Source organism: Bacillus sp. N5-665 (assembly GCF_022637375.2).
GTDB classification, from domain to species: domain Bacteria; phylum Bacillota; class Bacilli; order Bacillales; family Bacillaceae_G; genus Bacillus_A; species Bacillus_A wiedmannii.
In genome coordinates this window covers 223,187-244,318 of sequence record NZ_CP093324.1, presented here as the reverse complement: position 1 = coordinate 244,318, position 21,132 = coordinate 223,187, and the positions used below count along the sequence as shown (strand labels likewise).

Annotated in this window: 15 protein-coding genes and 3 pseudogenes; 6 read left to right on the top strand and 12 right to left on the bottom strand. The window is 31.9% G+C overall.

What is annotated here, in order from left to right:
- Positions 1 to 90: 90 nt before the first annotated feature.
- Both MNO09_RS01100 and MNO09_RS01095 read right to left on the bottom strand, forming a co-directional pair.
- Positions 91 to 795 carry an anthrax toxin lethal factor-related metalloendopeptidase gene (locus MNO09_RS01100; RefSeq protein WP_088106879.1) on the bottom strand — a complete coding sequence of 235 codons (705 nt, stop codon included), beginning with the start codon at positions 793 to 795 and terminating at the stop codon, positions 91 to 93.
- Positions 796 to 1,016: 221 nt separating this feature from the next.
- A pseudogene (locus MNO09_RS01095) lies at positions 1,017 to 1,395 on the bottom strand (Lrp/AsnC family transcriptional regulator).
- A 199-nt stretch (positions 1,396 to 1,594) separates the two neighbouring features.
- On the opposite strand from MNO09_RS01095, the gene MNO09_RS01090 reads away from it, so the two are divergent.
- Together MNO09_RS01090 and MNO09_RS01085 are read left to right on the top strand one after the other, a co-directional pair.
- Positions 1,595 to 2,176 (top strand): DJ-1/PfpI family protein, encoded by a 582-nt coding sequence (locus MNO09_RS01090; protein WP_241950009.1) that lies wholly within the window; start codon positions 1,595 to 1,597, stop codon positions 2,174 to 2,176.
- 136 nt (positions 2,177 to 2,312) lie between these two features.
- A pseudogene (locus MNO09_RS01085) lies at positions 2,313 to 2,984 on the top strand (LysE family translocator).
- Positions 2,985 to 3,442: 458 nt separating this feature from the next.
- On the opposite strand, the gene MNO09_RS01080 reads toward MNO09_RS01085, so the two are convergent.
- The 5 genes from MNO09_RS01080 to MNO09_RS01060 form a co-directional block, all read right to left on the bottom strand.
- Positions 3,443 to 4,795 (bottom strand): ANL family adenylate-forming protein, encoded by a 1,353-nt coding sequence (locus tag MNO09_RS01080; RefSeq protein WP_088106881.1) that lies wholly within the window; start codon positions 4,793 to 4,795, stop codon positions 3,443 to 3,445.
- Positions 4,796 to 4,833: 38 nt separating this feature from the next.
- Positions 4,834 to 5,151, bottom strand: a complete 318-nt coding sequence (locus tag MNO09_RS01075) for an acyl carrier protein (RefSeq protein WP_070169507.1) — start codon at positions 5,149 to 5,151, stop codon at positions 4,834 to 4,836.
- 167 nt (positions 5,152 to 5,318) lie between these two features.
- Positions 5,319 to 6,407, bottom strand: a complete 1,089-nt coding sequence (locus MNO09_RS01070; RefSeq protein ID WP_088106882.1) for a hypothetical protein — start codon at positions 6,405 to 6,407, stop codon at positions 5,319 to 5,321.
- Between the two features lie 28 nt (positions 6,408 to 6,435).
- Positions 6,436 to 7,758 carry an alpha/beta hydrolase gene (locus tag MNO09_RS01065; protein WP_070169509.1) on the bottom strand — a complete coding sequence of 441 codons (1,323 nt, stop codon included), beginning with the start codon at positions 7,756 to 7,758 and terminating at the stop codon, positions 6,436 to 6,438.
- A 172-nt stretch (positions 7,759 to 7,930) separates the two neighbouring features.
- Positions 7,931 to 10,015 carry an alpha-amylase family glycosyl hydrolase gene (locus tag MNO09_RS01060; protein ID WP_070169510.1) on the bottom strand — a complete coding sequence of 695 codons (2,085 nt, stop codon included), beginning with the start codon at positions 10,013 to 10,015 and terminating at the stop codon, positions 7,931 to 7,933.
- Between the two features lie 951 nt (positions 10,016 to 10,966).
- Here MNO09_RS01060 and MNO09_RS01055 point away from each other — a divergent pair.
- Positions 10,967 to 12,220, top strand: coding sequence for an MFS transporter (locus MNO09_RS01055; RefSeq protein WP_088106884.1), 1,254 nt, complete (start codon positions 10,967 to 10,969; stop codon positions 12,218 to 12,220).
- A gap of 119 nt (positions 12,221 to 12,339) precedes the next feature.
- On the top strand, positions 12,340 to 12,921 hold the full coding sequence (locus tag MNO09_RS01050; RefSeq protein ID WP_241950008.1) for a hypothetical protein: 582 nt from the start codon (positions 12,340 to 12,342) through the stop codon (positions 12,919 to 12,921).
- A gap of 226 nt (positions 12,922 to 13,147) precedes the next feature.
- On the opposite strand, the gene MNO09_RS01045 is transcribed toward MNO09_RS01050, so the two are convergent.
- The 4 genes and pseudogenes from MNO09_RS01045 to MNO09_RS01035 form a co-directional block, all read right to left on the bottom strand.
- The gene (locus tag MNO09_RS01045; protein WP_241950007.1) at positions 13,148 to 14,275 is read right to left on the bottom strand and encodes a copper amine oxidase; all 1,128 of its coding nucleotides are present in this window, start codon (positions 14,273 to 14,275) and stop codon (positions 13,148 to 13,150) included.
- 357 nt (positions 14,276 to 14,632) lie between these two features.
- Positions 14,633 to 14,710 (bottom strand): annotated as a pseudogene (locus MNO09_RS30960) (SdrD B-like domain-containing protein); the annotation flags it as partial.
- Between the two features lie 40 nt (positions 14,711 to 14,750).
- Positions 14,751 to 16,172 (bottom strand): MBL fold metallo-hydrolase, encoded by a 1,422-nt coding sequence (locus tag MNO09_RS01040; RefSeq protein ID WP_241950006.1) that lies wholly within the window; start codon positions 16,170 to 16,172, stop codon positions 14,751 to 14,753.
- Positions 16,173 to 16,240: 68 nt separating this feature from the next.
- Positions 16,241 to 17,440, bottom strand: a complete 1,200-nt coding sequence (locus tag MNO09_RS01035; protein WP_241950005.1) for an FAD/NAD(P)-binding oxidoreductase — start codon at positions 17,438 to 17,440, stop codon at positions 16,241 to 16,243.
- Positions 17,441 to 17,717: 277 nt separating this feature from the next.
- Here MNO09_RS01035 and MNO09_RS01030 point away from each other — a divergent pair, with 277 nt between their 5' ends.
- Both MNO09_RS01030 and MNO09_RS01025 read left to right on the top strand, forming a co-directional pair.
- Positions 17,718 to 18,434 carry an MBL fold metallo-hydrolase gene (locus MNO09_RS01030; RefSeq protein WP_241950004.1) on the top strand — a complete coding sequence of 239 codons (717 nt, stop codon included), beginning with the start codon at positions 17,718 to 17,720 and terminating at the stop codon, positions 18,432 to 18,434.
- A 19-nt stretch (positions 18,435 to 18,453) separates the two neighbouring features.
- Positions 18,454 to 18,678: an IS3 family transposase gene (locus tag MNO09_RS01025; RefSeq protein ID WP_353939945.1), complete on the top strand. Its 225-nt coding sequence runs from the start codon at positions 18,454 to 18,456 to the stop codon at positions 18,676 to 18,678.
- 114 nt (positions 18,679 to 18,792) lie between these two features.
- On the opposite strand, the gene gshAB is transcribed toward MNO09_RS01025, so the two are convergent.
- On the bottom strand, positions 18,793 to 21,069 hold the full coding sequence (gene gshAB, locus MNO09_RS01020) for a bifunctional glutamate--cysteine ligase GshA/glutathione synthetase GshB (RefSeq protein WP_241950003.1): 2,277 nt from the start codon (positions 21,067 to 21,069) through the stop codon (positions 18,793 to 18,795).
- Positions 21,070 to 21,132 lie beyond the last annotated feature (63 nt).

Genomic DNA, 21,132 nt, shown 5'->3' with positions numbered 1-21,132 from the left:
CTCAAAAAAGAAGGAATTCTTGCCGTACCCCTTTTTGAATTCCGTTTCTATAACTTGGGAATCCCATGATTATGGAAAAATTCTATAATTCTACTTGTTTGAATGCTTTTCCGATGGGATATTCCGCTGCAACTCATTAATAAATTTATAAGTTAATGGAGCTTTTTCTTCTAACTCAGCCTTCGTGTCTGGACCAGCATAAATATAGGCAAAGGCTTCGGCGAAATATTCTTCCTTGTAATCGAAATATGGATTGTCATTAAAATCATCATGCTCCAAAGCGTGAATTTCAGTAAACTCATCCGAATAACTAATATTGTCAAATACATAATGATCAATGGAATGGGCTGTTTCATGCAGCTCAAGGCTTACAGAACTATGCATCTTTTTATAGCTGTAACCGATTCGAGCAACAACTGTCTGCCCACCTGCACCTGGCACATCATCCCACGTATATGGAGTTTGTTCCCATCCCCTTGGAACGGTTCCCCTTAAATATTCATACTCCGGCAAATCAGTAAGAGGGAAATTAATCAGTTTAACCTGAACTCCCTGTTTATGCATGGTGATCAATATATTAGTTGGGATGCTCCAGAGACGATCAACCATATTTTGGGTCTCTTCATGATCAAATTCACCCTTTGTTTCAACCGTCACAACCCTTTCAAGAACATTGTTCATTTTAAGTGATTGGGTAGTTCCGGATTCTCCAAATGCAGCAGTAGAAAATGAGAATGTTAAAACTATGGTCAATACTAACGCGGAAAATGCTTTTTTCAATAAAATCCTTTTCATAAGCTCCTCCTAAATTTAGTATATTATAGTTAAATATTCGAAAATTAATTCTTTTTCCCTTTATGGGGTACGACGCATGCCCATAAACTTAAGAAAACAAATCCACCCCAAAACGATAAAAATGATTAGAGACCCTGATTTTTTTATACAAGTCAGAAAAATCAGGGCTATTTTTAAAGGATTATTGAGTAAGCAATAGTTAATTGATTAGGCCTGTATTTTTATTCTTCACTAATAAAGGGAGCAATTATTTTTTTCATAAGAAGATAACACAATATTCGTTGAAGGCGTACCATATTGCATTGTATCATCAATAAATTGTTCTAAACTTTCTACAGAATATGTTGCTAATTTGACAATATAGCTAATTTCCCCTGCTACTCTGTAACATTCAAGTACATCTGGATGATTATAACAAAAGTTAGCTAATGATTTACAATCCTTTGATTTAAACAATATAAGCGCAGAAATTGGACGGTTTATTTTTTTTAGAGAAACATGTGCATGGTAACCTTCAATAATTTGTTGTTCCTCTAACTTCCGTACTCGCTCAGTTACTGACGGAGAAGATAAGTGAACGGCTTCTGCTAAATCCTTCATTGAAATTTTTGCATTTGACTGTAATAATCCCACGATTTTTTTATCAATTTAATCCATAAATTATCCAACCTTTTTTTATAAACTAGAATAAACTAAATTCTTTATATAATAAAGCCAAACAATCGAATATCCTTATTAAACTTATTTATCAGCCTTCTATGTTTGTATAAAATAAGGATATTAGGAGGCGATTTACGATATGAAAAAGATTTTATTATTATTAGCTGACGGATTTGAAGCAGTGGAAGCTAGTGTATTTACAGACGTACTAGGTTGGAATAAATGGGAGGGAGATGGATCAACCGAGGTCGTAACAGTTGGTCTTCGTAATAAATTAACCTGTACTTGGAATTTTACTGTCATATCCGAAAAAACGGTTGATGATATTCAATTAGATGAGTTTGATGCACTAGCTATTCCAGGAGGGTTTGAAGAAGCTGGTTTTTATCGTGATGCATACAGTAGAGAATTCTTACATGTTATTCAACATTTTTATGCCAAGCAGAAGCCTATTGCCAGTATCTGTGTTGCATCATTAGCGCTTGGTAAAAGTGGAATTCTTACAGACAAAAAAGCCACCACATACAGTCATCCAACAAGTAAACGAAAAGAGCAGTTAAAGAATTTCGGTGCAATAGTACAAAATGATTTAATTGTTCAAGATGGAAATGTTATTACATCTTCAAATCCAGGTACAGCTTTTGATGTTGCATTTTTATTACTTGAAAAACTAACATCTAAAAAGAACGCTAAACATGTAAAGGATCTTATGGGATTATAGGCATTGATCTTCAACAAAGGGGTACTTTATGAGTTTTTTGAGATTGCTAGAAGTAATGTGAAAAATCGCAACGCTCTAGTTTTATTTGTTGAACCAAGTGAAAAGAATAGTAATTGACTAAAATAGGAGAATTTTTATGATTGTAACACTTTTTACGTATATATTGTTAGGTTTATCTTTATCAATACCTGCAGGTGCTATGACTGTCCAAATGACCAAACAAGGAATGAGAAATGGTTTCGTACATGGTTGGTTTGTAGGTATAGGAGGAATGACTGTAGATTTATCTTTAATTGTTCTGATTTATCTAGGGTTCTCTAGTGTATTAACCAATCCATGGGTAGAAGCAGTTATGTGGTTGCTAGGTTTTGGGTTTTGGGTTTTGGGTTTTGGGTTTTGGGTTTTTAATGTTTATTGGAATAGAAAGTATTAAAGAAGCAAAGTCAGTAGTTAACATAGAGGGAGAAGGTCCTAATAAATCTTTATTAACAGCTTATTTATCTGGTTTTATGATTGCTATATCACCGGCTAATATTGTATTTTGGATAGGGGTCTTTGGTCCGGTTCTAGTCTCTTCATTAGGTAATGCAAGTACATCTACATTTATATAATAGCTGTAGGTATTATATTAGGTATCTTTATGCATGATATGGTCTTATTGGGCTTTGTCCATTTTACTAGACGTTTTCTAAATCCAACCTTTATTAAATGGGTATCTATATCTGCCGCAATAGTACTATTCGGATTTAGTGGTTACTTTGGTTACGAGTTTATAAAACAAGTAATTACTTTTATCTCAAAAGCATAACTTTTATAAAATTAAATAGGGTGGTTATAATGTAAATGAAAAAGATACACATTTTAAACCCAAACGCAACGTAATTGTGAATATGTTATATTACGCAGGTACCCTCTTAGGAATTCGTTGATCCCTAGTTTTTTTAAAATTCCCTACACGTAGCCTTTAGAAAAAAGAAACAATCTCGCCTAAAATTGACTTTGCATAAGCTTAGCTTGATAGCGATGTGGTGCTACCCCACTAACAAAAATAAAGCTTCTCCTCAACACTTCATTATTTGTGTTAAGGAGAAGCTTATTTAAGCGAAACTTGTAATTAAATTAAAAACAAGCCAATTCGAAAAAGGGCATGATAACATATCCCAGACGTAAGTCAGGCCAATCAATTTCCTAAATTAAAAGAACTTGAAGTACTTTTTTATTTGTATTTTAACCTAAGGCGACCTCTCCCTATTATAAAAGCCGTAATTACATAAATACTTTCTTATTTTTTTTAAACCTATCTGTATGCATTTTCTCAGTTGTTAGAACCACTTTTTGTGGAATCTTATATACTGGTAGTTTATCTTTACAGAACTCTCTCAATCGCTTTCTAAATTCACTTACAGTTTCATTCGTACTCAATTTAACAACAGCCTTAACCATTTGCCCCGTGATTACATTTTTTTCACCAACTACGGCGACCTCTTCTACTCCACTCATTAGCTGTATTACATTTTCAACTTCAGCTGGAAATACTTTTTCCCCGCCAATATTTATAAGCTCTGATTTTCTTCCTAAGATTTTAATATAATCTCCATCTACTTCCACCATATCTCCTGTCATAAGCCAGCCATCTATGGTAAATGGACTTGGAGCATTAATATAACCAATCATCGTAGACATTGATTTAACCTGCAACATTCCATCCACAACTCTTGACTCAATATTCCCATCGCTTAGCTTAATCCACAAAGAATCATTCGATTTAGATTGTGAATATAAAACCCCCAATTCTGACAAGCCATACATTTGTATAATTTTAATATGAGGGAATATTTCGTTTATTTTATTTAATGTAGCCTCAGGCATAACTTCTGATCCATAAGAAATAGTCTGCAAACTATTTAATTTATACTTTTTATAAACCTCACTCAGTATAAGTAAATTTATAAAAGTTGGTGATGCTGGTAAAGCTTGCACTTGATGTTTCTCAATCATATTACATACTCGATTAGGGGTACGTTCATCAATAATTACCAAACACCCTAGGCTAGAAAGAATTTGGAAAAGCGTATTAACTCCCCCAATATGATCAAATAACATAAATGGTATAACCCGCTTTGCACTTCTTGCAACGCTGTACTTCTTTTGAAGTAATGTAAAATCATGTACAATTGCTTTACTGTGTCCAGTTGTGCCAGATGAAAACAATACCAATCCGGGATGTTTTAACTTTTTCAGTTGTAATAATAATTCATTTTGAATGTAACCTCTTTGCATATTAATGATTTCAAAACGTCCACTTTCAACTTTAATCACTTTTTCTAATTCAACTATTTCATAATATTCTTTCTTCTTGCTGTCAACCAAGGAATTTAAGATTGGTACTACTGTACATCCTAATTCAATAAGGGCTAAAAACATTGCTATGGAATATGGAGAATAATCCGCTTCTAAAGAGACTATTTTATAATCCATCTTTCTATGTTCATTTAACTCCCTAGTATAAATCTTTGTTTGATTTAGTAACCACTCATACGTGTAAGTTTTATCCTCCCAAACAATAGCTTCGCATTCTTTGTTCAGTTCAAACCTTTCTAATAGAAAATCAATATGCATACCCAACCTCCTTTTAATTTTTATCCTTTAATATTTTGCTATGTTAGTGATTTTAACGTTTCCTGGCATTCTATAATATACGCAACTAATGTTTCTATTGTTTTAAATGGGCTATTATGTTGTGACATTGTATCTAAATTAACCAAATCAACGGATAAACCCAATTCATCTTCTAAGCCTTGTTCAATACTTACCAGTAAAGATACCAGTCCCAATGAATCTAAATACCCTTCCCAATCATAAAGATGTGCTTTCAAGCCTTTTTCAAGATCAATTTTATTTTCAAGATTTTCATTCACTTCTTCAACACAGCACAATACGATTTGAATAATCTTTTCTTTATTAGTATCTTCCAAGTAAATGCACTCCTTTTTATAAATTATTTTTTACTATGAAGATTTCCTTCCAACACCTGTAGAAGTGTTTAACATTAACACTAGATACACGATTTCATCTACTACTAATATACATAAGTATACATATAGTAGTTCCCTTATTTTACTTCTCAATTATCTCTTCTCTATCAAGACTGGAGACTATAATTATGTTGCAGAAGAAATAAAATATTCTCATGTAATACACACTCTCTGGTAATAACATCCATCATTATCAAATTAAAAGATTCAAGATCACTTAAGTTACTATCTTTTTTTAATAATTTTATATGTGCAATCTTATACAGTCTTTCCCATGATTGCTTTATATCCATTAAGTCACTAGCAAGATGCATAAATTTATCTTTAAATAAATCATTCATATCTATAAGTAAGTCATATAAAAAATATCTACTCCATCTCATATCAAATAAACATTTTAGATACAAAGGAAACATGTTTCGTTGCTTATGAAAATCGGTATTTATATTTTCTTTAAGTTCAAGTGCTGCAATCTTGCCAAAATAATATATCTTATTGTTTTTTCTCATAACTAAACCTCTAATATACTCACTTGATATCTTTTGTAATGTTCTCAAAAAAATATCTCTAATATTTTCTAGGTTTATTTTTTCCTCTATAATCACATTAATAGAGGAGTAAGATGAGATTCTTTCTATTCCTTTTGCCTGAACCAATTCAGGTATACCTCTTCCACCTTTCCAAAAAGAATGAAACTCCTCAAGTGATATCTCTCCCATATATTTATTAGGGACAGGATCTTGAACAAATACACTATCTTCTGTAAGTTTGTTAATTGCTAGGTAGTGGTCTGTAACATACTTATCCGTATGGATATCTATATGACTCTTTATAAATTTTGGATTCAAATAATCATTACTATAAGGTAGAAAAAATGTACTTCCTAAGGCAATAAAAACTTCTTGACGATTCAGACATTCTTTTATAAATTGAAGACCATTTCCAAAATCAGAATACACAGTTTTCTCCATGCGAAATGTTTGATTATATTCTAACAACTGTGTATATCTAGCTACAGAAGGTAAAGATGTGGTAGTATCCACACGGTAAGATGGTATGCTATATAATTCTTCGTTTGCTATTAAGCTCATGTAACTAATACTACCCATACTTTTTAATTTATCGTGAAGAATTGGTATATAACATGAATAATAATAAGGAACATCAAAGGTTGGTGTTAATTCCTTCATTTTCACTGCAGCACTCACCCCACACTTTTAATTTTTATAGTCCTATCCAGTTCTCGACAGTATAATTTAACTGTAAGTCCTTAGTAGCTTTAAATTTTCTATTTTGAATAGGTTGTCCAAATTTATCCACTTCAAAGAGCCTAAAGCCTCTTGAAAACTTAAACTTGCATGCAAGATCCCTTGGCACTGTAAAGTTCCCAGCAAAACGATTTTTTTCTATTCTATCTAGTATCATACCTACACTCATATAAATTCGTTCACCAGCTGGTGTATTTTCAGGTACTTCGACTGTTACGGAAACATCTACAAATTCTGATAATGTTTCTATTACCTTATATTTTTTTGGTATTCCCTTTACACCTTGTGTTACAAAGGTGACTTCGGCTTCTCCTATTTTTTTTGGTATAATCGTTCCATCATTCAAAACCTCTAATACATCTGGGTTATTGACTAAAAACACACCATCTAAATCACTCATTTTAAAGCCACTATCGTACGTCACAATTGGATTAATTTTCACCTTCATTCCAGTTAATCCAACTTCATCTCGCCCATCTAAGGTAACATTAACTATATTCCCTATATCTCCAAAGAAATATATTAATGGAAGATGCATACGATCTCCCCAGTCCTTTTCAAAATGAGCACCATTTGGATCCTGATAAAAAATTAAATTATCTCTATATTTATAACCATTTTTTAATAAAGTTTCTGCAATATCTCTTACATGTTTCACCAAGAAAAAGCCTTCTGCACTACCTATATCCATCCAAACTTTCAAGTCTTTTTTCCCTTTGTACATCTCATATAATTTTAATTCTGAATGGTCATCTTCGACTTTCACAAAGAATGGAGATATCATCCCTATTTTCCCAAACACTTTAGGGTTACGGAAACCGATATTATAAGTTGATAAACCTCCTGCTGAAGAACCTATTAAAGCAGTATTTTTAGCGTCAGACATTGTTCTGAAATTATCATCTATATAAGGTTTCACCTCATTGATTATAAATTTTTCATATAATAAACCTGAGCATTTTATATGTTTATCTGGTGAAATAAAATGGCAAAACTCATTGTTCTCTATAATTCTTTTATGTGCTATACCTACAATTATTATTTTTTGAATTTTACCTTCAAGAATTAGCTCATCAGCTGTCTTGTGGACATTCCAAGATTCATCATTTTTTAGTAAAGGCTCAAATAGACGTTGCCCGGCATGCATATATAATACAGGATACCTTTCCTGTGAATGCTTTTCGTAACCAGGTGGTAAATATACAAATAATTTTCTACTATTTTCTAGTGTTTCAGAGTAAAAATCTTCAATAGTAATCACTTTAGAAGCTTGTACCATAGCAACCTCCAAAATTGTATTTTTCACTTCTCTTCATACAGTTCAACACGGATTTTTATAACTCCAAAGCTATACTCTAGAAATCTTTAATATAAATTTTTGATTTAACCCTCAAAACGAAATAGCTCATGGATATAAATTAATGTTTTTAATAGCAAGTAGATTCATATCATTAAATCTCAACCAAGATAGATTTTTCTGCGGTTTGCCATTTTACCACAACCTCACCTGTTCCAAACTTTGGTGTCTGGTATCTATGATTCTCTCCCCCTTCAATAACTAGTGTTTTATTTACCCTTCTAATAAATTTAAATTCAAGCAGGGTATCTGCTGGAACACTTATATCAAAATAACCAGTGGGAAATTGATACATGATTTGGTTAAAAAATGGCCCCTCTGCTTTGCAAGGGTTCATATCCCCTAATGAATAAGTATTCCCCATTATAAAAACTTCACTCTCGGGTATTTCATATCCGTTTTCAATAACAAATCGAATACAAACTTGTTTTTTATTTAAGACCTCCACATGTTTATAGATATTACTTCTAGTTCCTTTATCTGTTACAACAGTAATTCCATATTTACCGTCGTTCACCACTGGAACTTTTACTTGAATACTAGTATGTGACCATGAAATCACTTCCGCCTCTTCTTCCTCAAAAAATACAGATCCTTTTTTAGAAGTAAAACCACATCCATCAATACAAATTATTTGACCAACCGTAGTCATTTTATGTCCCACAGTTCCTATTAAAGGTAAACTATTTACTCCTTTATGATGCCAAACATGTACAGATCCTGGTCCGAGCCATAATGAATTTATACAATTATTCTCAACTGTAATTACCTCACCATCTAAAAGGCCCTCTAATATATCTTTATACTTCCTAGAAGGAAGTGCTGTTTTAACATCTTTTATTTCATATCCTTCTGTTAAATTTCGATTCAAAGCTATTAATACCACATCACTGCCAAAGCATCTTTCATATACATAGAGATCATCTGTTATATACCGTTCCTTAGTAGTTCCATATGGAAGTGCATTATTTAATCTACGTAGCGAAGATAAAGCTTGTATTATCTTAAAATTGTCTGTATTTACATCAAAAGATTCCATTTGACCACGATTATTCGGATCTCCATTCCCGACCATATACTGTTCTGTACCGTAGTATATAGAAGGTATCCCCCTTGAAGTTAATAAAAATACCAATGATTGTTCTACTCCACGTTTACTTTGTCCATTCATGTGAAAACGATCCATATCATGATTGTCAATAAAAGTAACAAGATTGTTCGCATCATTATAAGTTTGATATGTTTCTTCAATCATTTTGTGTAAACCATAAATGGAATCAATTCCATCTCGAAAAACTTCACGTACTTTATGAGCAAAACTAAAATCTAACAAACTCATACCACTATTATTTGCAAAATGAATATTTCTATGATCATACTCATTCGGATTTATATACCATTCACCAAAAATAAATACTGGCCTATGATTATAGATTGAATTTAGCCAACTTTTTTGCCAGCCGTATGACATGTGTTTCACTGCATCAACTCGTATGCCATCTATTCCTTGATCTAACCAAAGTTTAATAGCTTCTTTAAAATACAAATCAATAACGATATTTTGATGATTTAGATCTGCAAGATCAAATAAATTACGATAAACTCCATCTTCATATTCTTCAAAATCCGTCCCACCATTATGATGAAAATAATGATTGTAATCATTATCGTATCCAGCAAGTAATAATCCATCATCATATAATCTACCATTTTCAGCATAGGTCGCATCATTGTGTAATGCAGGTGAAGTATGATTTGGTGCAAAATCCATAATAACTTTTATGTCTTTTGCATGAGCAGTTTTGATTAATGTTTGGAAGTCTTCAAATGTCCCAAAAAAAGGATTTGTTCTTTTAAAATCACGAGCCCAATACCCATGATATGAAGTACTTCCTACCAAATCATTTATTGGTGTAAAGATATTTTCTACCGGTTGAGATATCCATAGAGACGTCACACCTAGTTCAGTAAAATAATTTGCATTTAATTTTTCAATAATCCCTATCCAATCCCCACCAAAGTATTTCTTTTTATTTCTCCTAGATTCATCGTATAACTCTCCTTTTGGGTTATATGATGGACATCCATTAAGAAATCTGTCAGTTACAATTTGATATATTATATCTTTAGAAAAATTCACACTACTCCTACTAAATTTAAGCCTATCTTTTTCTTTCAAATGACAACCTCCATCCTATAGAAGTATTAATCAGCTATTTTCAAACATTCAGCACTCTACCCTTAAGTACCATTTGAAAAATAGTTAGAATATATTTTCCCTCCTAACTAGTAACTAATGTTTTTTTAATTTTTATATAAAATAACGTCTACAAGTAGGTTCTATATTTGTCCTGTAAACTGTACCATTTGATTTATGTCGAAGTAAGGGAAAAATTGTCATTATATAGGGAGGATAAATATAGAAAATCTTTTCATTGAATCAGCTTATAAAATGGAGAACTAATAAAATATATAGACAAAACATTTTTAATTTGGTAATATTCTCCTGAAAATATTTGGTAATTTTTTCAGGAGAGAGGAGTATTTAAAATAAATACTAGATTTTTAATAAAATCACCATTTATACTACTAATTTCAATCTTATATGCCTAAATTAACTATAAAATATAAATATAGTTTCTGTTATTACAAATATTAAAAACCTAGGAAAAAGTTGTAAGGAAATTTCAAAATAATCTGGAGAAATATTTTATTTTTGAAAATCTTATATAAAAGTTAAAACATTATTGTACAGTTAAAATGTTCTCCCTTAAATATTCATTAACAATTTCTCTATACATTATAGACTTGCTTCTACCAATGTAATAATGCTATTAGTAGTTATTTTCATGTAATTTGATTTCATAAAAATTTTAAAAGTAATATATCTTAAAATTTTTATGATTAAAAAATAATGTATAGGGATTATATTAGTTACTTATGTACTTAAATCTATCTCATCGCTGCCCTTATTACGTCAGAATAACAATATTTTATATTAATATAACTCTAATGCAGCAAGATTCTATTTCATTAGCCTTCTAATTAACTTGATTACTGAAATTCACCCCTTTTAGTTTGTAAGCAAATTTTCAAAATTAAATACTTAAATTTGTGAGGTGGCCATACTATGCAACAACAAGTCGAATTAGATTCTTCTCTTGCTGTTTCTTCTAAAAAGACAATATGGAAAAATCGTACATTTACATTTGTATTTACAGGTTATACTTTGTCAATGTTTGGGAATTCATTTCACAGTATTGCTTTAAATCTCTGGGTACTGCAATCCACCGGTAGTGCTAAATTAATGTCTACGATCGCCATAACTCATATGGTTATGAGCATGTTGTTTTCTTCCATCGCAGGTACTGTTGCTGATAGGGTCGATCGCAGAAAATTAATGTGGATAACAGATATGATACGAAGTCTTTTGATACTAGTTATTGCACTTTGTATTGCACTCCCTGGCACACCATTTATTCTCATTATTATCTTAACTGCCCTCACTTCTTGCGCAGGGCTATTTCAATCTCCCGCCTTCCATGCTTCCTTAATCGATATTGTAGGAAAAGAAAAAGTTCAACAAGCAACTGGTGTATTAAATGTCGCAGATAACGTTTCCCGAATATCAGGGCTAGCTATAGGAGGAATTGTCGTTGCAGCCTTTGGTGGCAGCATCGCTATTTCAGTGGACGCATTTACTTTTATGCTATCTGCCATTCTAGTGTTGTTAAGTGGAAAATTTCCTAATTCTATTAAAAAATCTGATGTGAAAAACTCATTTCATGAAGACCTTATTGCAGGCTTTAAGTATATATGGAAGAATCCATTTGCTAAGTCTGTTATTATTCTCTCACCCACTTTAATTACATTTTTCACCGCTTCTTTAATGCTTATCCAGGTAATGTCTGTAAAAGTATGGAAAGCAAATCCTATTGAATTTGGAATAATAGAATCCAGTATTCCAATAGGTTATATGTTAGGCGCAGGGATTATCATCTTTTTTGATAAAAAATTACATCGTCGTGGTTGGTGGATAATTCTTAGTATGGTTTTATTGGCTCCAATCTTTGTAGGAATATCCTTTGCACCATCAGTACTGTATGCAGTGCCTTTAATTCTACTCTTGGGAATACTTTTTTCGTTCTGCACACTGTTAGTCAATGTCATTATTAAGGTTGAGGTATCACCCGAATTGCAAGGTAGAACCTTTGGAACACTTGGTTCCCTTACGAGTATAGCATCACCAGTCGCTCTAGCTATTTCCTCATTTTTTGCTGACATATATGGTCCACCATTAATCTTATTAATAAATGGAGTCTTATTATTTATTTCAGGGCTAATTGTGCTGTTCTTTCTTAAATCAATTAGATCATATAAATAATATTCTTTAGATATACCAAAAACACAGTAAGTATCTAAACATGAAAAATGCAGAAAGTGTTAGGGATACCGATACCCACTCTTTCTGCATTTTTCTATACTACTTAAGGAGAGATTCATATGACAAAAAAAATCCTTCTACTAGGAACCTTTCTGTTAGCAGCTAGCCTATTAGGTTGCAAAGATACAGAACACAAGGATACTCTAAATAAAATGGAAACACCTCAAAAAAATTCTGAAGGTGAAAAAGAAAAAATTCCATTTAATAATATGACAACAGAAGAATATTTGAAGAACTATAATAATATAAAGAGTACATTATCTGCTCAGGATATCAAAATTCTCCCATTTAATCTTGAGCTAGAAAAAAAATCTAATACATATAGATTTTATTATCCAAAAACAAGAGATGATTTAGATAGAAATGCAAAATGGGTAAGTGTTATGTTAAGGGAAGGCGGAAAAATGATTGATGGAATTATGTATAATGGCCATGCAGATAAACCTACGATTAAAGCGATGATACAAGCTACTAACATTACATGGACTAATGAATTAGATCAATTAATTGATTCAATTGGACATGAAGATTTTTCAAAAACAGTACAACTTGAAAAGATGAAACTATCAGTTAAAGGTAATTCGAATAATATTACAGTTATGATAGATTCAATTAAGTTAAACCCACCTGAATCTCTTTAAAATAAATTATGTTCCGAATTTCTATTAAATATGTGACGCTCCTTTGATTTTACACTCAAAAGAAATTTATATAACCTTAAACACTTAACTATAACTATGAGGCTATACAAAAAAATCGTCAGTGCTTTTAAACAGCGACTGACGATTTTTTATTCTCCTACACCTTTGTGACAAAAAGGCATCAGCAATATGCTCCACCTTCTTATTTAATCTTAATCCCAAATCATTATTCAATGATTTCAAAAAGATTATTACCATTATTACCACTTGGTAAAATGAATTTTACATGTTGGTCTGCTGGAATAGTTATATAATGATATTGATTGGGTTTTGTTAATTTATTAGTACTTTTCCAAGTTCCTGAAGTCCAATAAGTTACTTGTGAAGAAAATGCTAGTGGCGGAAATTTCTCTGGATCAGATGGCTTATCATTTTCTGAAATAATTTCAGGTTTAATTCTAATTTTCTTTCCTGCCGCATTTTTAAATTGAAAGTCGTAAACAATTCCATAATTCCCTTCAAGAGTTGGGTTAGAATTTCCTAGATGCCATATAGGTGCTTCGTATTCATTAATACCAACACGGGATTGAGGATAGGCTTTACTTGTTTTTGAACCTACATAAAAGCTACTTGTTATCGCATTATCAATAACAGCATACCTTTCATCGTAATTATAATTAGCAGTTGAAGTATTTTTATTATAATTTTTAACCTGTGGTGTTTTTATAGAATCAAAGATTTCTGAAGGGCTAGGGAACTGTCCATCTGGTTTTTTCTTTGAAACAAATTGACGTAGTGTTAATTTTGTATTCGGAATGAATTTAATTTTCCCATTAACTGCAAAAGTCTCTTCTACATCTTTCTCTAATATAAATACATGGCCACCTGCTGGAATAGTAATAGCTTGATCATTGCTGCTATTTCCATATTTAACTATAGTACTAGATGTAATTCCCATTATATCCCAAGAACCGTCAGGGCTAACCGGATATGCCGCATTTACAGCGCTATTTTTAATTCTTATAGTTTGTGGTAGACGATCTTCATTGTATACAGCATATCCAAATTTCAATGTAGCCCCTGTATAATTCCGATTAAAAAATTCAGCACTATATTCTTGATTTGCTTCTAATATTCTTTCGTTTGTGTAGTAAGCATACTTACCAGCGTCAAAGTTCGATCCCATATTTGGATTATCGTATACAACTTCAGGTGCATTTGTATATATGTACTTTGCCCCACCTTGTTTATATTTTACTTGTGTAATCGTAGAAGCATCTACCCCTCCTGAATCAGTTATTCCTAAAAACAAAAGTGACGATAGCAAAACGGATGAAAAAACTTTTCTTTTCAAAAATACAGCTCCCTTCCATTTATTACAACTAAATCTAGCATACGCTCCACATACAATAAATGTAAATAAAATATACAGCTGTTGTTATTGAGAAATACTGATTCATTTAAAGATAAATCCTTTTGTTCATTATGTATGTATTAATAACAACTTATAATGGTTTAATAGTTTTTCTACTCTAAGTTCACAAATACACTAGTTTATCCAAATAAAAATCCCTATCGAGGTTACGCTAGGGATTTTCATTTGGATAAATTAATTAAATCTAATGTTATTAATTCTAAAATATTTCTTTAAATAAAATAAGCATCTCCCACTTTTAGTTCAATAGCTAGAAATAGACGATGCAATTTCTACCTATGGAACTAGATTTTTTTTATATCCTAACTGTATACTATCTATATTATAAGACTTAATAATTTCATAATATCTCGTTTATTTAGTTGCAGGATTAAAGAACTAGTTTATAAAAAAATTAATTCTCGTATGGTAATCCCGACTTTTTCCACGCAAGAAATCCCCCCTTTAAATTAACTACTTTCTTTATATCAGCTTTTTGTAAAATGCTAGCTGCTATAGCGGAACGTAACCCCGTTCGACATTGTAAAACTATTGGACAATTTTTCGGTACATCATCTAGCCGTTCAAGTAGATTACCTAAAGTGATATGTATTGCATCATGAAGATGTCCTTCATCCCACTCTTTTTTACTACGCACATCGATAACCTTTACACTTCCATCTTTTATTAACGGATATAATTCATTTGATGTTTTTTCCTTATAAATCTCTAAACTTTGGAAACTTTGAATTACCTTTGAAGGTGCAAAAGCAATAATATTATCTAAGCCAATGGACTCAAAGTCTCTAATAACTTCCTCCACTTTAACCTTTTCCGCATCTAAAATTATTAAAGTTTCTTTTTTATAATCTAATATTCCCCCACACCAAGTTGTGAAAGAATTATTATAAGGTATGTTAATTGACTTCTCGATGTGGCCAGCAGCAAAACACTCTACATCCCTTATATCAACTATTTGCTGAACACCCCTCATCACTTCTTGAAGTTCTTCTATTGTATAAATAGCAGTAATTTCTCTCTTCTTACGAGTTGGTGGACCATACTTATTTAAATTCTTCATTAATGGAAAATACTTTGGAGGCTCTGGCTGTCCCGTCAATAAATTCGATACAAAATTATCTTCATCATTACACTGAAACGCCCAATTAAACATCTTTTCATAACCTAATGTGGAAGTTGGAATTGCTCCTAATGCTTTTCCACATGCACTTCCTGCACCATGTGATGGCCATATTTGCAAATAATCGGGGAGTATTTTTATTTTTTGTATAGAATCAAATAATTGTTTCGCTCCTATTTTCGCGGTATCTTTAATACCAACAGCAATTTCTAACAAATCGGGTCTACCTATATCTCCTACAAATATAAAATCACCTGTGAATATTCCTATCGGTTTATCATTCGTATAATTATTTTGACTTGTATCGGTTACTAAAAAGGAAATACTTTCAGGCGTATGCCCTGGGGTATGAATTACATTAAATTTTATATGACCAACCTTAAACTCTGTTCCCTCTCTAACCAAATTGTATCGGCCTTCGTTAAGATATTGATATTTCCACTCACTATCTCCTTCATCTGATACATATAAAATTGCATTAAAAAGAAGGGAAAGTTCTCTAGACCCAGAAAGAAAATCTGCATGAATATGAGTCTCAGCCGAAGCAATTACTTCCATCCCTTCTTTTTTAGCAAATTCTATATATTGTTCTATATAGCGGCCAGGATCAATAACAATTGCTACGCCTTCCTTCTGACAACCAACTAAATAGGAAGCATGAGCTAATTTTTCATCATAAAAATATTTTAAAAGCATATCTATTCCCTCCAAATGCTTAGTTCAAATTACTTCTCGGTTGTTACAACAACTCTCTCTACCTTTCCTTATAGAATCCCTTTTAACATTAAATTCCAATACATATAAGGCAACATATATCTTTTAAGTAAAAACATACTATACCGTTCTTTCGCTTGATTAAACGGAAACGTTTCTTGAGGCTTATGTTCATAGTTAAATTCAGCGAGTATAAGACTTTTATATCCTGTAACAATCGGACAGGATGTATACCCATAATAATTAGCCTGCAAGTCTCTTCCATTAAGTACGTCTAAAATATTTTGTTTTAAGACAGGTATTTGTTTTCGAATTGCCGCTCCAGTTTTAGATGTAGGTAAATTGGTACAATCTCCAAGTCCAAAAATATTCTTATATTGTACATGCTGCAAAGTATAAGGACTTATATCTACCCATCCCTGATGATCACTTATCTCACTTTCTTTAATAAAGTTAGGTGGCCCCATTGGTGGAACAACATGTATCATACTATATGGTACTGTTTCTTTTTCCATTGTTTGCGTATCTTCAAAAATTGCTTCTCTCTTTTCAGCGATAATTTCAACTAAGTTTTTATTATAATTCGTTATAATTTGCTTTCTTTCAAGTACTTGTTCTAATGCATTAGCATAAAGTGGAACCTGAAATATGTTAGCGTTCGCAGAATAAAACATTACTTTACTTCTGTTTCTTACACCGCTATTAGAAAAATACTCTTCTGCTAAATACATAATCTTTTGTGGAGCACCACCGCATTTAATAGGAGTATTAGGGTGGGTAAAAACCGCATTTCCTCCTTTAAATTTTTCAATTTCTCTCCAAGTAGAATCAACATATTTATAAGAGTAATTGCTACAAACCCCATTAGTCCCAATAGACTCCTTTAAGCCTTTAATGCCGTTCCAATTTATTTGTATACCGGCTGCTACAATAAGAATTTCATACTCAAGCAGCAGTCCATCATCTAAAAGTAGCTTATTTTCTTCCGGAAACAACTTAACAACACTTTTAGGGATCCACGTTGCCCCTTTTGGAATAAGCAATTCTTGATTACGCATCGTACTTTCCTTTGAAACAATTCCTCCCCCCACTAAACTCCATAGTGGTTGGAAATAATGTTTTTTTGATGGGTCAATAATTGCTATACTTTCTTTCAATAGGGGTACATTTCGTAACAAATGTGCAGTAGAAGATATTCCAGCAGTCCCAGCACCAATCACAATGATTTTATATCTATCTCTGGTCTTCATTATCCTCCGCCTATCTGAAATTAGTTTTCAAGTTAACTCATCGTAGTAATAATATTATAAGTTAAAAACACTCTTGTTTTATCTGATTTAAATGAATATTTTGTTAATATCACCCATCGACATTACTATGTGGGGTAGCACCACATCATCAAGCTAAGAAAAGCAAATGCCCCTAAAACGAATACACACACTGTTTTTTTGTAAAAAAATGTATAAGTAAACTTACGAGCATGGTAGTATTGGATAAAGATATGAATATAACAGGAGGATTTATTTTATGGAGTTGAGAAAGCTAACAGATCGTGTTTTTTATACTATGTTTAGTAAAGAGTCCGATAGACCAGTTCTAGGATATATAAACGGACAAAATTATTCTTTAATGGTAGACTCAGGAAATTCTAAAAATCATGTTGAATTGTTTAATGAAGCTGTACGTAATGAGGGATTAAGAAAGCCAGAAAGAATTGTAATTACACATTGGCACTGGGATCATACTTTTGGGATGCATGCAGTGGAAGGAATTACAATTGCCCACAAAAAGACGAATGATAAATTAACAGAATTGGCTATGTGGGAATGGACAGATTCTGAAATGAAAAAAAGGTTAGCAGAAGGAGTTGAAATTGAATTTGCAGATACTTGTATTCGTAAAGAGTACCCTTTGCTATCCGAAATACGAGTAGTGACTTCCGATATATCCTTCAACGGTTATATGGAAATCGATTTAGGAGGTATTGTTGCACAATTACATCATGTAACCTCTCCACATAGTGACGATTCTGTTTGCATATTTGTACCCCAAGAAAGAGTATTATTTATTGGAGATGCTGTTGGAGTGGATTATTATAATAATAGTCACTTGGATAAAGATAAATTGAGTTCTTTAATTACAGCGATTGAAGGATTTGATTTTGATGTTTGTGTAGTAGGGCATGCTGAGCCAGTAAGTAAATTAGAGATTGTTAATTTCATGAATTCTCTTCTGATACGTTAGTGGGAAACGTGTAAGAGAAATGGGGATCAGACAATCTAGTAGGGGCAATTGTTTAGACAATGCACCAATGGAATCCTTTTTTGGTCATATGAAAAATGAATTAGATTATAAAGATTGTCAAACCTTTGAATCTCTTGAGCTCAACATAAAGGATTATATGGAGGAGTATATTTATAATCGTTATCAGTGGACATTAAAAAAGATGGCTCCGATCGAATATCGGAACCACCTTTTAAGTGCTTGATTTTTCAGGGATTTTTTATTAAACTGTCCATTTTATAGGGTACAGTTCACATATCTAAGGGCTTGTTTAATTAATTTTAGGATGTTATTTCTACAACATAAACATTAAATTTAACTATCTGTAATTACTAACTAATAATTCAGGGAATAAATAATGTAATACATGCATAGTTAAACGTCTAGATTTTCCTTTATACGGATATATATGCATGTACATTGATGGATTAAAGTTTGCCTCAATAATTCCATAAGCATTTTTATTTGCTGCAGGAACTTCTTTATTTTCAATAATTAAATCTATACCACTAATTTTAGCTCCAAGTGCAGATACCGCATCTACAGCTATTTTCTTATAATCATCGGGAATTTGATCTGTCACATCAATAGAGTCTCCACCTGTACTGATATTAGAATTTTCTCGCAGGAATACAATTTCGCCACTTGTTGGAATTGAATCTTTTCGATACCCTTGAGCTTTAAGCATTAAGACCTCTAATTCACCTAATTGTATAGTTTCTAAAGGTGTCCTATGGTCCATTCCTCTTAATGAATCCAAGTTTTTTTGAAGGACCAATTCTTCAATCGTATGTGTACCGTCCCCTACAACATTAGCAGGAATTCGTAATAAAACAGCATGAACTTTGTCATCTAGCACAAAAAATCGATATTCTGTTCCATAAACAAATTCTTCTATTAATACGGATGAGTCTTCTTTAAATGCTAATGTGAGTGCTTTTTGATAGTCTTCGTAACTTGCTCCGGCTTCTTTAAAGATAGATATTCCTAATCCATAATTTGTTGTTTTTGGTTTTACAACAAAAGACTTTCTTGCAAATAAATCATAAGAACATACGGCTTTTTCTATATCATTAAATTCCTCACCTATTGGTACACGAAATCCATGCTGTTGAAGAATTTTCTTTGTTACTGTTTTATTTTCCATAATTAAAGGTGAAATATAACTATCTTTACTAGTCATATTCCCATTTTTCACATATTCAACATGATTTCCTAGCTTTAGTATTAAAAATTGATCTTGTCGATCTAAAACGTCTAGTTGTATTCCTAGTTGAATAGCATCAAACATTAAAATTTGTGTAGATAACTCCATGTCAGTAAATCCTGATAATTGATACGGTTTATCCCATAATTTCCTATAATTCCCTTTAGCAATACGGGTAGCTACCTGACTTTGACTACTTTTTATAATCTCTTTATAAAATCTTCCAGCTAAAGTCTTACTTGGATTTGTTAGCATTTCTCTCAAGTTAACAAATAAGGTATTGGAAACCGTTATGTCTAACATCCCTATTAAATTTTCCATCTCATCAATAATAAGCTCAGCCTCTCTCTTAAATTGCGTATGTTCTAACGGATGTTCAAGAGCCACTACATTATTTAGAAAGTCACCGGTTTTTACCCATTCATCATTATTATCGCATTCATCAATCCAAAGTAAATAAATAAGGAAAAGATGTAGAAATTCTGCTTGTTCATGGCTAATTCCATATGTTTCAAAAGGATTTAAATCTAGGTTTCTCAATTCAATATAACGAATACCATGATTTTTTAAATCTGAAACTTGAGGACCTCCCCTTAAACGGACAGATGCATAAAATTCTTTTTCTTCTAATAAAATCCCTTTATCCACCAGTGTAGAAAGATCGGATATATAGTTCTGTATACTACTATAGGATACTTGAACATCATTATCATTGCTATAACCATATATACTATTTCTGATGCTTCTTACGGCGTTATTTAAAGGATTGATTTCAAAGGAATTCTTTTCACTACTAGGAGAAGCACCGAAGAAATAAGTTATTAACCATCGATAGTGTAAATAATTTCTTGTGACTTTCAGATAAATTTCTGTTTTAAATTGATTATAATCTTTTATTTCTGATTGTAATTTAAATAATTCCTGAATCAAATCATCACTAAATTCAAAATTGAAATGTATACCACTAATCATTTGTTTTCGTCTACCATAAGAATTAGATAAATATCGCCGATATAAAACATTTTCATGATTATTAAGTTTTGCAATAACAATATCTTCTTCTTTTTCTGGCAACTGTGGTGGCATGCTTAATGGCCAAAGCATTTCGTTTTCCCCCATAGAACGATAGGCTACATCATGGATAGCTGCTAAGTAATTAAATAAATCTTCTAGTGTCTCGGTAACAGGTGTGATTAATTCCATTTGTGTTTCAGAGAAATCTCGCTGAATATAAGGATGTTCATCTCTTACTGAAATACTTTTTGGATGTTCCGTTTTAGCTAAACTTCCTGATAGGTCAACTCGTTGGCTTTCTTTTTCAACTCCATAACGTGCTTTTAATAAATATGGTTTAATACGGTCATTGTTTAACATTTTTTTCATTTCCATATAAACTGGTACCTCCCATCAACTCAAATATTTAATATAAAAATAGATAAATTTATAGCCTTT